Source organism: Silicimonas algicola (assembly GCF_003148765.1).
Classification (GTDB): domain Bacteria; phylum Pseudomonadota; class Alphaproteobacteria; order Rhodobacterales; family Rhodobacteraceae; genus Silicimonas; species Silicimonas algicola.
This window is the reverse complement of record NZ_QGGV01000007.1, coordinates 192214-205239: the sequence shown is the minus strand read 5'-3', so window position 1 is coordinate 205239 and position 13026 is coordinate 192214. Positions and strand designations below refer to the sequence as shown.

Annotated in this window: 18 protein-coding genes and 1 pseudogene; 6 read left to right on the top strand and 13 right to left on the bottom strand. The window is 61.8% G+C overall.

Annotation, left to right across the window (positions count from 1 at the left end; genetic code table 11):
- Positions 1 to 216 (top strand): annotated as a pseudogene (locus C8D95_RS22325) (hypothetical protein); the annotation flags it as partial.
- 916 nt (positions 217 to 1132) lie between these two features.
- Here C8D95_RS22325 and C8D95_RS15615 read toward each other — a convergent pair.
- From C8D95_RS15615 to C8D95_RS22850, 9 genes are all read right to left on the bottom strand, one after another.
- Positions 1133 to 2491, bottom strand: a complete 1359-nt coding sequence (locus C8D95_RS15615) for a phage/plasmid primase, P4 family (protein ID WP_109760118.1) — start codon at positions 2489 to 2491, stop codon at positions 1133 to 1135.
- The gene (locus C8D95_RS22320) at positions 2488 to 2697 is read right to left on the bottom strand and encodes a hypothetical protein (protein ID WP_109760117.1); all 210 of its coding nucleotides are present in this window, start codon (positions 2695 to 2697) and stop codon (positions 2488 to 2490) included. The genes C8D95_RS15615 and C8D95_RS22320 overlap by 4 nt, the downstream gene beginning before the upstream one ends.
- Positions 2694 to 2873: a hypothetical protein gene (locus C8D95_RS15605; protein ID WP_109760116.1), complete on the bottom strand. Its 180-nt coding sequence runs from the start codon at positions 2871 to 2873 to the stop codon at positions 2694 to 2696. Before C8D95_RS15605 ends, C8D95_RS22320 begins: the two co-directional genes overlap by 4 nt.
- Positions 2870 to 3202: a hypothetical protein gene (locus tag C8D95_RS15600; RefSeq protein WP_109760115.1), complete on the bottom strand. Its 333-nt coding sequence runs from the start codon at positions 3200 to 3202 to the stop codon at positions 2870 to 2872. Before C8D95_RS15600 ends, C8D95_RS15605 begins: the two co-directional genes overlap by 4 nt.
- Entirely contained in the window at positions 3203 to 3394 is a 192-nt protein-coding gene (locus C8D95_RS15595) for a hypothetical protein (RefSeq protein ID WP_109760114.1), read from the bottom strand. It abuts the gene before it with no gap.
- A gap of 108 nt (positions 3395 to 3502) precedes the next feature.
- A complete protein-coding gene (locus C8D95_RS15590; RefSeq protein WP_109760113.1) occupies positions 3503 to 3679 on the bottom strand; it encodes a helix-turn-helix transcriptional regulator in 177 nt (58 codons plus the stop codon).
- A gap of 131 nt (positions 3680 to 3810) precedes the next feature.
- Positions 3811 to 4389, bottom strand: coding sequence for a hypothetical protein (locus C8D95_RS15585; RefSeq protein ID WP_109760112.1), 579 nt, complete (start codon positions 4387 to 4389; stop codon positions 3811 to 3813).
- Positions 4386 to 4868, bottom strand: coding sequence for a tyrosine-type recombinase/integrase (locus tag C8D95_RS22855; RefSeq protein ID WP_338143053.1), 483 nt, complete (start codon positions 4866 to 4868; stop codon positions 4386 to 4388). The genes C8D95_RS15585 and C8D95_RS22855 overlap by 4 nt, the downstream gene beginning before the upstream one ends.
- A 43-nt stretch (positions 4869 to 4911) precedes the next feature.
- Positions 4912 to 5658 (bottom strand): tyrosine-type recombinase/integrase, encoded by a 747-nt coding sequence (locus tag C8D95_RS22850; RefSeq protein WP_338143054.1) that lies wholly within the window; start codon positions 5656 to 5658, stop codon positions 4912 to 4914.
- Between the two features lie 325 nt (positions 5659 to 5983).
- Here C8D95_RS22850 and C8D95_RS15575 point away from each other — a divergent pair, with 325 nt between their 5' ends.
- On the top strand, positions 5984 to 6607 hold the full coding sequence (locus C8D95_RS15575; protein ID WP_109760111.1) for an exopolysaccharide biosynthesis protein: 624 nt from the start codon (positions 5984 to 5986) through the stop codon (positions 6605 to 6607).
- A 293-nt stretch (positions 6608 to 6900) separates the two neighbouring features.
- The gene (locus tag C8D95_RS15570) at positions 6901 to 7968 is read left to right on the top strand and encodes a DUF475 domain-containing protein (protein WP_109760141.1); all 1068 of its coding nucleotides are present in this window, start codon (positions 6901 to 6903) and stop codon (positions 7966 to 7968) included.
- A 114-nt stretch (positions 7969 to 8082) separates the two neighbouring features.
- Here the strand turns inward: C8D95_RS15570 and C8D95_RS15565 are convergent, their stop codons facing one another.
- On the bottom strand, positions 8083 to 9597 hold the full coding sequence (locus tag C8D95_RS15565; RefSeq protein WP_241239833.1) for a TrkH family potassium uptake protein: 1515 nt from the start codon (positions 9595 to 9597) through the stop codon (positions 8083 to 8085).
- Positions 9598 to 9659: 62 nt separating this feature from the next.
- Between C8D95_RS15565 and C8D95_RS22980 the strand changes: the two genes are divergently transcribed.
- Complete coding sequence (locus C8D95_RS22980; RefSeq protein ID WP_109760110.1) at positions 9660 to 10202, top strand: thermonuclease family protein; 543 nt, start codon at positions 9660 to 9662, stop codon at positions 10200 to 10202.
- 210 nt (positions 10203 to 10412) lie between these two features.
- Positions 10413 to 10898 carry an MgtC/SapB family protein gene (locus tag C8D95_RS15555; protein WP_206508453.1) on the top strand — a complete coding sequence of 162 codons (486 nt, stop codon included), beginning with the start codon at positions 10413 to 10415 and terminating at the stop codon, positions 10896 to 10898.
- A 65-nt stretch (positions 10899 to 10963) separates the two neighbouring features.
- Here the strand turns inward: C8D95_RS15555 and C8D95_RS15550 are convergent, their stop codons facing one another.
- Complete coding sequence (locus C8D95_RS15550) at positions 10964 to 11200, bottom strand: hypothetical protein (RefSeq protein ID WP_109760109.1); 237 nt, start codon at positions 11198 to 11200, stop codon at positions 10964 to 10966.
- A 148-nt stretch (positions 11201 to 11348) separates the two neighbouring features.
- On the opposite strand from C8D95_RS15550, the gene C8D95_RS15545 reads away from it, so the two are divergent.
- Positions 11349 to 12083, top strand: a complete 735-nt coding sequence (locus tag C8D95_RS15545; RefSeq protein ID WP_109760108.1) for a Crp/Fnr family transcriptional regulator — start codon at positions 11349 to 11351, stop codon at positions 12081 to 12083.
- Between the two features lie 58 nt (positions 12084 to 12141).
- Here C8D95_RS15545 and C8D95_RS15540 read toward each other — a convergent pair whose 3' ends face one another.
- Both C8D95_RS15540 and C8D95_RS15535 read right to left on the bottom strand, forming a co-directional pair.
- The gene (locus C8D95_RS15540) at positions 12142 to 12330 is read right to left on the bottom strand and encodes a hypothetical protein (protein WP_109760107.1); all 189 of its coding nucleotides are present in this window, start codon (positions 12328 to 12330) and stop codon (positions 12142 to 12144) included.
- Between the two features lie 196 nt (positions 12331 to 12526).
- The gene (locus C8D95_RS15535; RefSeq protein ID WP_109760106.1) at positions 12527 to 12952 is read right to left on the bottom strand and encodes a hypothetical protein; all 426 of its coding nucleotides are present in this window, start codon (positions 12950 to 12952) and stop codon (positions 12527 to 12529) included.
- Between the last annotated feature and the right edge of the window lie 74 nt (positions 12953 to 13026).

Sequence of the window (13026 nt, the reverse complement as noted above, 5' to 3'; positions counted from 1 at the left end):
CCCGCCTTCATCGCCGCCACCGCCATTCTTCTCACCGACCGGATTTCGGAAGGCGGCGGGACGGACGACCTCTATTGGAACTGGGAGGCGTTCCGTGACCAGGGGAGCCTTGCTGCACGCCTAAAGGCCGGGCCGCGCGTAACGGTCATCTTGCGCTCGACCCGGTCATCTGAACAAAGCAGTCGGATGGCTGATGATCACGGGCGGTCATTGTAGCTCATCATTGGATTATTGCTAAGATCTGAGCGAGACGTGCAAGCACGCCGGGCAATTGGCAGCCCAACCTTTGGAAGGGCGCTCGGTCGCATGCTAGTGTACTTGTGATGGCTACGCGAGGCACAACAGTTTTCAAGTCAGTCGACGAGCTTGAGACGCGCATTGAGGCGTATTTTAGAGGTCTTGAGTACGAGAAGACCGAAACAGCTAGGCGCAATGGCCAAAGGATCACGGTCACAACCGAAGCCATGCGTCCCCCAACTGTGTCGGACCTAGCGCTTACGCTCGACGTTTCCAGAAGAACTCTGACCTGCCACTGAATTTTCATCCGGTGGCGATTAGAGTCTCGATCGTTTCTGTTACGCCGTTCGGCGCGGGGTGAGCAACCGGCGCAGGTGCGGAGCCGAACTAGTCGGTCGACTTCAGAACAATGCAGTGCCTTGGACGACTGCCAGGGCAAGCGGCTTTCTAGGACGTCCTTCCATCTGATTCTCCATTTTGTGAATGTGAAAGTTTTCCGCCCGGCGCGCCGGTCAGGGCGACGGAGGCTGTGGACTTTCGTCCCGCCCCCCGCGCGTGATGCGCGCGTGCGCGAAAAGTGGGGTTTGATATTTCTTTCATAGCCGTCAGGAAGGCGGAGGCTGGGGAGGTTGACCCTCCCGCCCCCGGGGGGATGGTCAAAACTCTGACACCGAGCGCGATCCCTGACCGGTGTGACTGCTGCATGCGCAATATCTGCTGGGGGGTAGGGGGTACCCCCTCGGCAGGGTCCGCAAATTTGCGGAGGCTCGGGCAACTTTGCACTTGCTTCGAGTAACGGGTAACGGAACGGAACGCTTTTTGGGAAAAACACACCATACACGCGCGCAAGCATCGTTTGCCGATTTCGTGTTCCCATGCGTTACCTGTTACCGCATCAGTCATGGCCACTCGCCCGCACTTTGAGCGACACACCGACCCAGCCGCGCAGCTTCTGCCCGCCGATCGACCGCATTTCCGTCGTCAGCCCGAAGCGGCGTAGCTTGCCGGCAAGCCCTTTCTGCGCCCCGACCATTTCGCCCGCCTTCTCGGCATAGGCTTTCCAGGAAGCGAAGAGGTCTGCCGACGATGTGAAGCGGTGAGGATTGCCGGGCTCGAGGATGGCCACTTCGCCGAGCCACTGCCCAACGAAGTCCTGCTCCGAGAAATATTCGGCGGTAGCGTCCAGGACGCTTTGCGGGCGCTTAAGGCCGTTGGCTTGCCAGTCGAGGCAGCCGTCAATCATCCACCGCAATATCTGCGGGTGTTCTTTGCGCAGCTTGGCCTCGAGGTCGGGATCCGGCTTTTCCGGGCGGCGCGTGAAGGGAACGATATTGAACCGGCGCCGGGCGGCGTCATCAACGCTCTGAAGGGCCGGCTGATGGTTTCCGACGATCAGAAGCTTGAATTGAGGAATGAAGGTGAAGGGGTCTTTGTGCATAAAACGTGCTGTCACCGGGTCGCCGCCTGTCAAAGTCTTAATGCGCGCTTCTGCCCATGCGCGTCCTTCGTCGGTCTCGGAAGCGGTGACCAGCCTGGCGCCGCGGAGGTATGCCAATTCAGTCGAATGGCGGTCCTGCCTGCTCGATATGAATGTCTCCATTGCTGCGTGGGTGGCGTGATCGCCCATGATATTCGCGGCCGTATTTTGGAACACCGACTTGCCGTTTCCGCCGCCGCCCCAGGCGAAGATCAGGGCATGTTCCGTCGTAAATCCGGTGAGGGAATACCCGAGGAACCGCTGCAGAAAGCCTTTCATGTCGTCGTCGCCGCCGGTCGCCTCGCTAAGGAAGTCATCCCACCGCGGACAATGGGCCGTCTCCGCAGGCGCGACTGACGTAAGGCGGGTTATCATGTCGCGTGGGTCGGGTTCACGCGGCTTGCCGGTGCGCAGGTCGACGGTCACGCCCGGACAGCCGAGAAGCCAGAGGTCAGTATCGAAATTTTCCTGACGCACCGACAGTGCCGGATCAGAGCGCGCCAGCCGCTCGACACCACTTACGAAGGAAGACGAGCGATATCTGGTGCGCTTGTTCGAATTGATCTTGAAAGAGACGGTGTTGACCAATTCCCGAGCGGCGAAAGTGGTGCTCTGGGTGTGATCGAGTTGCCAGCAGTCGCCAACGTATACGAACCATTTTCCGGCGTCATTGTCGTAAAGGCGGTATCCAGCCTGCATCTCGGCGAAGGCGCGTGCGACACCGTCCTCTGAGAGGTCGACGTCGCCCGGCGTCATATCGAGGTCCGCGATCGTCATCTGCGAGTCTCCGCCAGGTTAATGATCTCCGCGCTCGGCATCTCGCAATCGTGCTCGCGAGCGTAGGCGAGGGCGAATGTCAGGGCTGCGCCACGAGACTTGAAAGCAGCGGCGGCCCAACCAGAGTCGCGGTGACGGTCCCAGTGCATCACAACATAGGAATGCTCGCCGTCCCAACCTCCGATGATTTCAACTTCGCCGCTCATTGGAGATGCCTCGCATCGGAATGCGTCACCATGCTGAGGTGCTGTCCGGCGCGGGCGCATTGCGTCGCCGCGGCCGACAGGGCCTCCTGGGCGTACATCGGTCCGTTAATCTGGCATTGTTCGCCGACGACAAAAGCGACGAAGAAACCTCTGCGCGTTTGGACAATCTCCATCATGCGGATACCTCGCGTCTTTCCTTGGCGTCACGCTTCTCGCGCCATTCGATCATCACCGCGCGCCCAGTTGGCGTGTCGAGGATCGTGGGCACCTCGGGAGGTGCAACGTCGTTGACGGCCGCCTCTGCCGTCCAGGCGGCGTGGGTTTCGGACTGCGAGCGAAGCGCCGCGAACGCCAGGCCTGCGCGCTCGCGCTCGCTCAGTCGCGCTTCGATCAGGGCCGAGAAGGCTTCCCAGCCCTCCATATCATCGAGGGTCAGGGCGTAACCCAGGGCGCGAGAGGCGGCCTTGTGCGCCGGCTTCATGTGGCGGGAGAGGGTGGAAGTCATCTAGAACTCCCATTCCGCGAGGCCATCGCTGCCGAGGACGTGGGCCATCGTCACGGTCGTGACGGTCATGTCGGCCTTCCAGGCGATCGCCATCTTTCGCGCGAAGTCCTGCGCCTCGTCGCGACTGTGGAAGGATTTCAGCGTCTCGAATGCGGCAGAGCGCCGGACGTCGAAGCGGGAGTATTCGTTCATTGTGCTCGAACCTCGTTATTGCCGAGGGCGCGCTGATCAGGTATGATCCAGAAGTCCCTGAAACTCCGTGGAAACCCGTCGCGCATGTCCCTGCCGGCGGGTTTTCGTTTAGGCGGTCTCGGCCTGCTTCTCCCAAGCCTCGATGTCGGCGAGTTTCCAGCGGGTGCACCGCTCGGACAGCTTCACGGGCTGGGGAAAGTCCGGCTTTGTCCGCGCCCAGTCCCACGGCGTCGTGCGCGTGACGCCCCAGCGGGCGGCGAGGAACCTGTCGTTAACGTAAGTCACTTGGCGGCATCCTTTGCGGTCTAAGGGGACGCCGGTGTGAGAGTTTGGCGTCCGCTGGTTTCGGTCGGATGCCGTTGTGTAACTTTGGATGTCCGCGTCCGGACGACTACAAATAAACCCGCTTTCTCAGCTTATTTGAGAGCCCGCGAAATGTATTGCTGTCTGCCGGTCCCAACCGTTTCGGTGGGAAACATCAGACCAGGGTATTGGCGCTCGATTCCCTCGACTAGGCGAAAAAAGGGCCCCGTCCCGTTCCTCGCAGGCGACTTTCCCTCGGCCCGAAGAAACTTGGCCAATTCACTGATTGCCCATTTGAAGCTGCGCGACGCCTGATAGGGCCGTGCGGTGTCTGATCTTTCCAATAGCGCCACCCATGTGTGTAGATCGCCAGAATTGACTTCACGCTTCATGCGATGCTCCAACGATTGCAGCAGCCCCGTTTGATCTGGAAAGGCCAAAAGAGCCAAGCGAAGCCTCTTGGCTGCATCCCTCACCTTCTTAATGTCCGCTTCCGTGAACCGCTTCCGCGGATTATCGACGTCGACAATCCGAAATCTTAGGAGGTTCGCTGCCTCGCTGACGAAAGTCGGAGGAGCGATTTCGTCATAGGCTTGTATGTATGCCGCCTCGATGTGCTCCGGCAGGATGTCGCGGACAAAACCGCCGTTATGGGTAAAGGCCAGCGCGGGCTTCCCTCGCGTTTGAGTCATGCTCCGATCCTTACGACCTTGCCGCACGCCTCGCCGCTCAGAAATCCGGCCCACGCGTCCATCATCGCCCGCCGCCGCTCGAGCATGTCAGTCCGGCGATAGGCCCGCTCGACTTCCGATCCGACCGTGTGTGCCAGTGCGATTTCGGCCATGTCCCGGGGATAGCCTCGCTCGGCCGCCCAATCGCGGAACGTGCTGCGCAGACCGTGAGGCACCGCGGGGCGCTGCGACCTGGCGTCGAGATAGCCGCCTTCCCGCGCTTCGTTGATCCGGCGCATAGTGGCGCTCAGGGCCATGTCTGAGAGCTGCCCGCCGCGCGGCGCCGGGAAGACAAGATCCGTGCCCTCGAAACGCTCCATGTCGTTGAGCAGCGCCACGGCGGCGGGCGAGAGGGGAACCCGGTGATCCGCGCCTGCCTTCATGCGTTTGCCCGATATAGTCCAGACCTTCTCGGCCGTGTCATACTCGGCCCAGGTCATGCCGCGAACCTCGCCCGATCGCGCTGCGGTCAGGGCGACGAATTCAAGGGCGCGCGTTGCGAAGCCGTTTCTGGCGCGCAGGTCGGCGAACCATGCCGGCGCATCGGCGAGGGATAGGGCAGGGCTGTTCTCCGCGCGCGACCTTGCCGGGCTTCGGCAGGATGGCGTCCAGGTTTCCCTTCCATCGCGCCGGATTGTCGCCCGTGCGGTGTCCCGCCACAGTCGCCCAAGCGAGGATCGACTCGATCCGGCCGCGAAGCCGCGAGGCCGTCTCGGTCTTGGTCGTCCATATTGGCTCGAGGACACGAAGTACGTCCTGCACCTTGATGTCGTCCACCAGCATGTCGCCGATCTTCGGCGCGGCGTAGGTGTCGATCGTGGCGCGCCATTGCGCCTTGTGCTTTTCGTTGCGGAATTCGCCGAGCTTCGCCGCGAGGAACCTGTCGGCCGCTTTTGCGAACGTCAGCCCCCGCTTCTCTGCGGCTGCCAGCGCGGCCTTAGCGGCGCGGCGTTCCTCCAAGGGGTCAACGCCCTGCCAAAGCTTGTCACGGGCGTCCCTGGCGCGCTCACGGGCGCCTGCGAGGGTCACATCGGGGTAGGGGCCGAGGCCGAGGTGACGCCGCTTGCCCTTGGCGCTGTATCGAAGCAACCATGAACGCGCGTCGGTCGGGGTGATCTGCAGGAGCAGACCGTCGACACCGCCAACAGCGAAGGTCGCATTGATTCCCTTGCCGGGGTGCGCGAGGCGCTTCACTTCTATGGCGGAGAGTTCTTTTGCCTTTTTGGGCACCTGAGTTCCTACCTGCCAAAAGCTGTCCGATTGCACCATATTCAGGCCGACGCTATCCGACAACAGAATTTCGTATAGCCTTGATAAATAAGGGGCGCGGCAGACTTACTCCGACGCGCCCCGACACTAGAATTGCGGACACCCCTTCCGCCAATAAAGGCAGTCGCTTAGAGATGGATCCTGTCGCTCGCCGCTAGCCTGTTGCGAATTCGCCAGAGTTTGCCCTCGCATGACCCCGTCGCTCCTCATCAGGGACACCCGAACGTCTCGTTCAGGTTGAATTTTTGTCTGCCGACGGTGATATACGCCAAAGAGGGAGATACGCGTGAAGCACGGACCGGATCTGAGGCATCGCCGATCGTCTCTTGCACTCCCCATCCTGCGAACGACAAGGGAGCAGCATCGAGCGGGCGGGCTGTCGATCGGGGGTCTTCTGACGGCGCTTGGGGACTCGTCGTTCGGTTGGGCGATCGTTCTCTTCGCCCTGCTGACGTTCCTGCCGCTCCCTCCGGGATCCTCGCTGGTAACGGCTCTTCCGCTGCTGGGGACGACGCTCCAGATGACGCTCGGCTACCGGCACGTAAGGTTGCCCTCGCGGCTGGCTCGGGTCGAGCTTGACCCGAAAAAACTGCGGCGGACCGTTCTGAGGCTCAGACCCGTGACCAGAAGGCTGGAGAAGGTTCTGTCGCCCCGTTTCCCGGCGCTGTTCGGCCGCTCGAACCAGCGCCTTCTCGGAACGGTGCTGTTCGTGATTGCCTTTGCCCTGTTTCTGCCGGTCCCCGGGAGCGGTTGGTTTCCCGCGATCTCACTTCTTGCGGTCGGCATCGGGCTCGTCGAGCGGGACGGGCTTACGGTCATCGCAGGGGTCGTGATGGGCCTCCTGTCTGTCGCACTGACGGCTGCCATCCTGGTCTCCCTTGCATCGGGAGCAGAGGCCATCATCACCTAGCTTCCGCGGACGGAATTAAGGAAGACGCCATCGCGGTGAGCCTTTGGCCGCCCGGCCACGACTTCCACGAGTCGGGACGTGCGACGCGCGCCACGACCGCACCTCCCCCTTGAACAGCACCCTCGGCAACGATAGCGTCGCCGCATCCTGCCATGCAGGGCAATGTTCGGTGACCGGGCCCCTCTGGCGGAAGTGGCGGCGCTTCCGTGATGTCGGCACCGCGATTCATTCCAGCCGCCTGGAACTTGACTCCCCATGTCGACCTCAATGACCCTCTTCCGGGGGTGCGCGCGATGACCTCTGCCACGTCATGGCTGCGCTACTTCCGCTGGGCCTTCATCGTCACCGCACTCGGGCTTCTTCTGGGCGGCTTTCTCGGCTGGCAGATGACCGGCACGCTCGGCGGTACGCTCACCATCTTCTTCATCTGCTGCGTGCTTGCGGTTCTCGAGATCTCGCTGTCCTTCGACAATGCGATCGTCAACGCGAACAAGCTGAGGGATATGCGGCCCGAGTGGCAGCGCCGCTTCCTCACCTGGGGCATCCTGATCGCCGTCTTCGGGATGCGGATCGTCTTTCCCCTGCTGATCGTGGTCATCGCCGCAGGGATCGGCCCCTGGCAGGCTCTGGTCCTCGCTGCGGTCGAACCCGCCGAGTACTCCCGCATCATGCAGGAGGCGCATCTGCCGATCGCGGCCTTCGGGGGCACGTTCCTGATGATGGTCGGCCTGAGCTTCTTCTTCGATCACGAGAAGGACGTCCACTGGGTCCAGTGGGTCGAGCATCGGATGGCAAAATACGCCACCATTCGGGGTGTCGAAGTGACCGTCGTCCTGGTACTGATCCTGATCTTCTCCCGTCTGCAGGAGCCTCCGGAGGAGCGTCTCTTCTTCAGCGCGGCGATCTGGGGACTTCTGACCTTCCTGCTGGTCGAGGTCCTGGGCGGACTGCTCGACAGCACCCAGGAGACGCTGAGTACCGCCGCCAAAGGGGGAGTGGGGGCCTTCCTCTATCTCGAGGTGCTCGACGCGTCGTTTTCCTTCGACGGTGTGATCGGAGCCTTCGCCCTGACCCAGAACCTGTTCATTATCGCCATCGGTCTGGGGATCGGGGCCATGTACGTGCGTTCCATGACCATCATGCTCGTCGAGAAGGGCACGCTGGCGCAGTACCGCTTCCTCGAACACGGCGCCTTCTACGCCATCATCGCCTTGTCGGTCGTCATGTATGCGCAGTCGCTGGTTCACGTCCCGGAAGTGATTACCGGGCTCGGCGGGGCCGCTCTAATCGGCGTTTCTCTCTGGTCCTCGCTCAGGTGGAACCGATTGGTGCAGGGTCCGGCCCACTCGGGCCAAGAGTAGTATGCACCGCAAGAACGGCGGACAGGAAGAGGCTCGCCCGTGCCGCCGCACGAGGTGGCTCCAGGCAAGGACGTCTCGGATTTGGCTCGCCTCACCGGAGACGCTGCAAGGATGTCAGACTTCGCGCCAGAACAGCGGCATGAACAGCACGAATACCGTCAGCAGCTCAAGACGACCAAGGTACATCCCGAAGGCCAGGACCAGCTTTGCGGCGTCATCGAGGGGCTGGAAGTTGCCCGCCGGACCGATGATCGATCCGACGCCCGGGCCGACGTTCGCCACAGCCGTGAGAGCCCCGCTCGCTGCAGTCTGGAAATCGAGACCGATGACCGAGAGCGAGGCAGCCAGAAGCACGATCGTTCCGAAGTAGAGGGTGAAGAACGTAACGACGCCGGACATCACGTCGTCTTCGATCACCATGCCTTCGTAGCGGGCGGCCACGATAGCGTGAGGCGAGTGGATGACTTGTACCTGCCTGCCTGTAAGCCGGAAGAAGACGATCCAGCGCATCATCTTGGCCCCGCCTGCCGTGGAGCCGGTGCATCCCCCGACCGCGGTCAGAAGGAAGAACACGGCAACCGCGAACGAGCCCCATGTGGTGTAGTCCGTGGTGGCATATCCGGTGGTCGTGACGACCGAGACGACATTGAAGATCACATGCCGGAAAGCCGTCTCGAACGGTTTGTCCGAAACATTGACCAACCAGAGCGTCAGCAGAAGACTGATGCCGAGAACGAAGAGCACAAGATGCCTTACCTGCTCGCTGGCCACCTTGCGCCGCACGGCGGCTCGAATGTACCAGGCGAACGGCAGGGCGCCGCACAGCATGAAGACCGTGGCAGCGTATTGAAGGAAAGCGCTGTCGAAGTGTCCGAAGGAGGCATCGTAGGTCGAATAGCCCCCCGTCGAAAGCGTGGTCATCGCGTGCGTGGTGGCGTCGAACAGGGACATGCCGCCGATCGCGTAGACGATGGCACACAGGCCCATGAGGGCTGCATAGGCCACGACGGTCGCAAGCGCGAACCGCGCGGCGTTGGCCATCTCCTTGTCGCCCTTCTCGGAGCTTTCCGTGCGAAACAACTGCATGCCGCCGACTTTGAGGATGGGAAGCAGGGCCACGCCCGTCACGATGAAGCCGATCCCCCCGATCGCCTGAAGGACCGCCCGCCAGAGGAGTATTCCGTGCGGCGTTGTATCGAGGCCCGACATGATCGTGGACCCGGTTGTCGTGATGCCGGACATCGCCTCGAAGAAGGCATCGGTCGCCGACAGACCCCACAAGGCCAGCGGCACCGCGCCTGCGACGGCTGCGTTCATCCAGATACTCGAGGTCAGCAGAAAAGCGTGGATCGGCTTCAGGCCACTATCCGGTCGACCATTCGCGATCATGACGAACCCGCCGACAAGACCGACCATGAGGGCCGCCCGACCGAAGACGGACCGCGTCTCGGGATACATGACGGCAATAAGCCCCATGATGGTCGAAAGCGCGAGCAGGAGCGCACCGTTCACGAAGATGACGAACTTCACGACCTGGAACGGGCTCCGCTGTTGCAGCCTCGGCTTTATCGGCTGCAGGATCAGGAAATTCAATGCCCGCAGCGGAGACCGGACGTCGTCTTCGCGCACCGGTGCGTTAAAATTACCGCCGCGAATGCGTAGCTGTTCGGAAACGGGGTCGGGAGACCGGAATGCCGCCAGCCGCCAAACTTCTTCTCTGCTTGGACAGGGCGTGGAAGGTCATCCCTGACACAGGTGTCGACAGAAATGCTCCCAGCACTACCTCACGGGCGGGATCGCGTACTTCCTCGTGCTCGTTGGGGTTACCTAAAGTGCTGAAAGGACGACACTACCTGGTGCTGTGCGCCGCCATGATCTCGACACCCGCACACGCCATCGATCATTGCGGAAATCGGAAGCCTGTGACCTGCGTGGAAGACGGGCAGACCGTTTGGCTGCGAAGCGAAGCTTTTCGTTTTCAGGGATACGAGGTTCCCCGCACAAGCGGCGCGCTTTGCGGCGGTAGCGCAGAGGCCGAGCTTGGAAGAAGAGCGGCCGATCGGCTGGTCGACATATTGAACAGCGGTGGCCTCTTCATGCACAGGACTGGTGAGGATGAGGAAGGGAGAACCCTTGCGAAGCTTTTCGTCAGCGGCAGGGACGTTGGAGAGATCATGGTCGCGGCGGGTCTGGCGCGCAGGTTGCCGAATGGTCGGAAGTTCTGGTGCAGGTAACGCCATGGCCGCAAATTCCGTCCGACTGGTTTGAGAATTTCGGTCGCTGAACTAGGTCAGGTCAGGTGGACAATCCCTCGCAATCCGGGCGGGAACACATGGACGGCAGTCCTATTGGTCCCGACGGGCTCCGGTTCGATGGAGACCGCATTTTCGTCGTGACCTCTAAGGTGCGCTGAAGGAGATGGTTACAATGTCCAAGGTAGATCCGTGACGGCGCTGCCCGACGCATTCGGCCCCGAGTTTACCGGCTGGCTCGATGTCATCTTCCGCCTCGTTGCGGCGACGCTTCTGCCACTCGCGCTTGGCATCGAACGTTTCCTACGACGCAAGCCGGTGGATTTTCGCCCCTTTGTCATCGTCTCCATCGCCGCATGTGGATTGCTGATCGCTTCGATGGAATTGCTCACCGACACCGCAGATCCGCAGGGCAGGATCGATCCGACACGGGTCGTCCAAGGGGTCATCACGGGAATAGGCTTCTTGGGTGCCGGTGCCATGTTCCGGGACGGAGACTTCGTTCGAGGGGCGGCATCCGCTGCAAGCATTTGGAGTGCCGGCGCAATAGGACTGGTATGCGGAATGGGGGAGATTTGGCTCGCGGCGATCGTAGCCGTAATCACGCTGTTATTGATGACGGTCGGGGAACCCATGACGGAGAGATGGCACGCGGGCAATGACGATGGTGATAAATAGCCATCTCGGCAAAGGGCGCGAGAGGAGCGGCGCGCAAATGGCCTCTTGTGCATTGCCGCAGCCGTTCACGGGCGCCGCACCGAGTTTCCCCCGGCGATGATCGCGTTGATCAGATCCGCGACGGCGTGATGCCTTAGCGTTTCAAGTTCGGTGCCGACGGCATTCTCATGAGTAGAGGCTGCGTCACGGAGAATGCCCAGGATTTCGTGCTCTGGCAGCAATCCACGATCGTTCATGGCAAGCAGGAGCGCCTCGCAGATCGAAAGGGCGGCGGAACCTGCGTGCTCACTCGACGTGGTCATCTGGTGTCTCCTTTCAATCGTACCGTAGCGGGGCAAACTGCCGAATTGATGTCTCCGTGCTTTTCGCAGGAATTGCCCTATGCTGGACTGATCGAGAGCAGTCTCGGATCCCATTTCTGCTCAACGACCTCATTTGGACGGGAGGGTTATGAAGCCAGTCGAGACCAGCCCTCTCACCCGCAAGCTTTCAGCCTTCGTCGCTTTGTCGGAGATCGAATTGGGTGCGCTCGAACGGCTGCACCAGCGTCGCAGATCCTTTGCCGCGGGCTCCGACATGGTGCATCAGGGTCAGTCGGCGCAGGCCGCCTACATCCTGTCGGCTGGTTGGGTCTGTTCCTACAAGCTTCAGCCCGATGGGACGCGGCAGATCGTGGATTTTCAGGTGCCGGGAGACTTCTTGGGTTTGCGGAGCGTTCTCCTGCGCACGTCGGACCACAGTTTCGAGCCGATAGTAGACGTACAGGCTGCCGAGGTCCTGACGAGCGATCTTCTCGAGGCGTTCGCGCAGACTCCCCGCCTGGCGACGGCCATTCTCTGGGCTGCGTCGAGGGACGAAGCAATGGTCGTGGAGCATCTGGTCGGGATCGGCCGGCGCGATGCAGTTGCCCGCATGGCGCATTTCCTGCTGGAACTGGGAGCGAGGCTGGCGCTGGTCGGCATGGGCAGCAAGGAGGGGTTCGGCTGCCCGCTGACCCAGTATCACCTCGCCGATGCGTTGGGGTTGAGTGCGGTCCATGTAAACCGCGTCTTGCGGCAGCTTCGCGAGCAGGGTCTGGTGACCTTCCGCGACGGCCACGTAACGCTTCACGACTATGCCGGGTTGGTCGCTCTTGCAGACTTCGATCCCGCATATCTGGATCAGACCGGGCCGCTCCTGACCTGAGAGGGCCGCCCTCGATTGCTCGCCAGGCGACCCCGTGGATCAGGTCAGACGCTGGGCGTCACGCAAGCGCGTGGGTCGCCGCATCGAGTTCCTTGTTCGTGTCGGCGTCGTTCTTCGCCGTGTGCGCCTTCTCGGCGGCCTGGTAATGCTTCAAAGCCGCGTCCTTCTTCGGGCCAGTGGGCGCCTTGTCCCACGCTGCCTTGACGGACTTCATCTTGTCGGCTGTCTTGTTCTGTTCGGGAGTCATTTGGAATGTCCTTTCATGGACGTTCCGAGAATAAGAAGCGCGTGAACATGCGGACGATTTGAGCGCCGCAGGCTCACACGCTTCTCGAGTACTCGGAATGTTCGAGCCGCCAAATATCGGCGGCCTCACGTCCACCTATGCGATGTGCCATGCCCCTCGCACTGACTCAGGTTAGTCCAGTCTCGGACAGACGGGCTTATCCGCCGCTGCCGTGCAGGACGGCGACCAGGATCTGGATCAGGACCAGGACGAGCGCGAGGACCGTCAGGATCGTTCCGCCGGACAGCCCTCGGCTCTGGCTGGCTGTCGAGCCTGAGGGGACGAAAGAGCGGAGCCGCGACGATTCCGGAAGCAGCAAGCTCAGTTCCCGCCCAACCTGCCCATGAGCGTTCCCGAGTGCGGGCACGTCCTGGAACCTCGACAAGAGAAGCCCAAGCCTTGTGCCCGCCGCGTCTCGGCCCAGTGCGACGAGTTCGGCGGTCTCATTCCAGGGATCGAGACCGATCCGGGCAAGCATCGAGAATACCGTGACGACGGTTCCGTTCCGATCCTTGCCGACGGTGGCGTAGAGAAAGCGTTCGAACTCTCTTGGGTGCGGGTAAAGAACGCTGGGTCCGGCCATTGGCAGTATGCTCCATGATCTAGGGTCAGCTCGAGGGGACAGCCGTCGCGACGCACGCAATCCGGGAAGCGTGC

What these genes read in the sequence shown, in the direction of transcription:
- C8D95_RS15615 (WP_109760118.1), bottom strand. Translation starts at nt 2,491, where the DNA reads ATGACGATCGCGGACCTCGATATGACGCCGGGCGACGTCGACCTCTCA.
- C8D95_RS22320 (WP_109760117.1), bottom strand. Translation starts at nt 2,697, where the DNA reads ATGAGCGGCGAAGTTGAAATCATCGGAGGTTGGGACGGCGAGCATTCC.
- C8D95_RS15605 (WP_109760116.1), bottom strand. Translation starts at nt 2,873, where the DNA reads ATGATGGAGATTGTCCAAACGCGCAGAGGTTTCTTCGTCGCTTTTGTC.
- C8D95_RS15600 (WP_109760115.1), bottom strand. Translation starts at nt 3,202, where the DNA reads ATGACTTCCACCCTCTCCCGCCACATGAAGCCGGCGCACAAGGCCGCC.
- C8D95_RS15595 (WP_109760114.1), bottom strand. Translation starts at nt 3,394, where the DNA reads ATGAACGAATACTCCCGCTTCGACGTCCGGCGCTCTGCCGCATTCGAG.
- C8D95_RS15585 (WP_109760112.1), bottom strand. Translation starts at nt 4,389, where the DNA reads ATGACTCAAACGCGAGGGAAGCCCGCGCTGGCCTTTACCCATAACGGC.
- C8D95_RS22855 (WP_338143053.1), bottom strand. Translation starts at nt 4,868, where the DNA reads ATGACCTGGGCCGAGTATGACACGGCCGAGAAGGTCTGGACTATATCG.
- C8D95_RS15570 (WP_109760141.1), top strand. Translation starts at nt 6,901, where the DNA reads ATGACCTCTGCCACGTCATGGCTGCGCTACTTCCGCTGGGCCTTCATC.
- C8D95_RS22980 (WP_109760110.1), top strand. Translation starts at nt 9,660, where the DNA reads ATGCCGCCAGCCGCCAAACTTCTTCTCTGCTTGGACAGGGCGTGGAAG.
- C8D95_RS15550 (WP_109760109.1), bottom strand. Translation starts at nt 11,200, where the DNA reads ATGACCACGTCGAGTGAGCACGCAGGTTCCGCCGCCCTTTCGATCTGC.
- C8D95_RS15545 (WP_109760108.1), top strand. Translation starts at nt 11,349, where the DNA reads ATGAAGCCAGTCGAGACCAGCCCTCTCACCCGCAAGCTTTCAGCCTTC.
- C8D95_RS15540 (WP_109760107.1), bottom strand. Translation starts at nt 12,330, where the DNA reads ATGACTCCCGAACAGAACAAGACAGCCGACAAGATGAAGTCCGTCAAG.
- C8D95_RS15535 (WP_109760106.1), bottom strand. Translation starts at nt 12,952, where the DNA reads ATGGCCGGACCCAGCGTTCTTTACCCGCACCCAAGAGAGTTCGAACGC.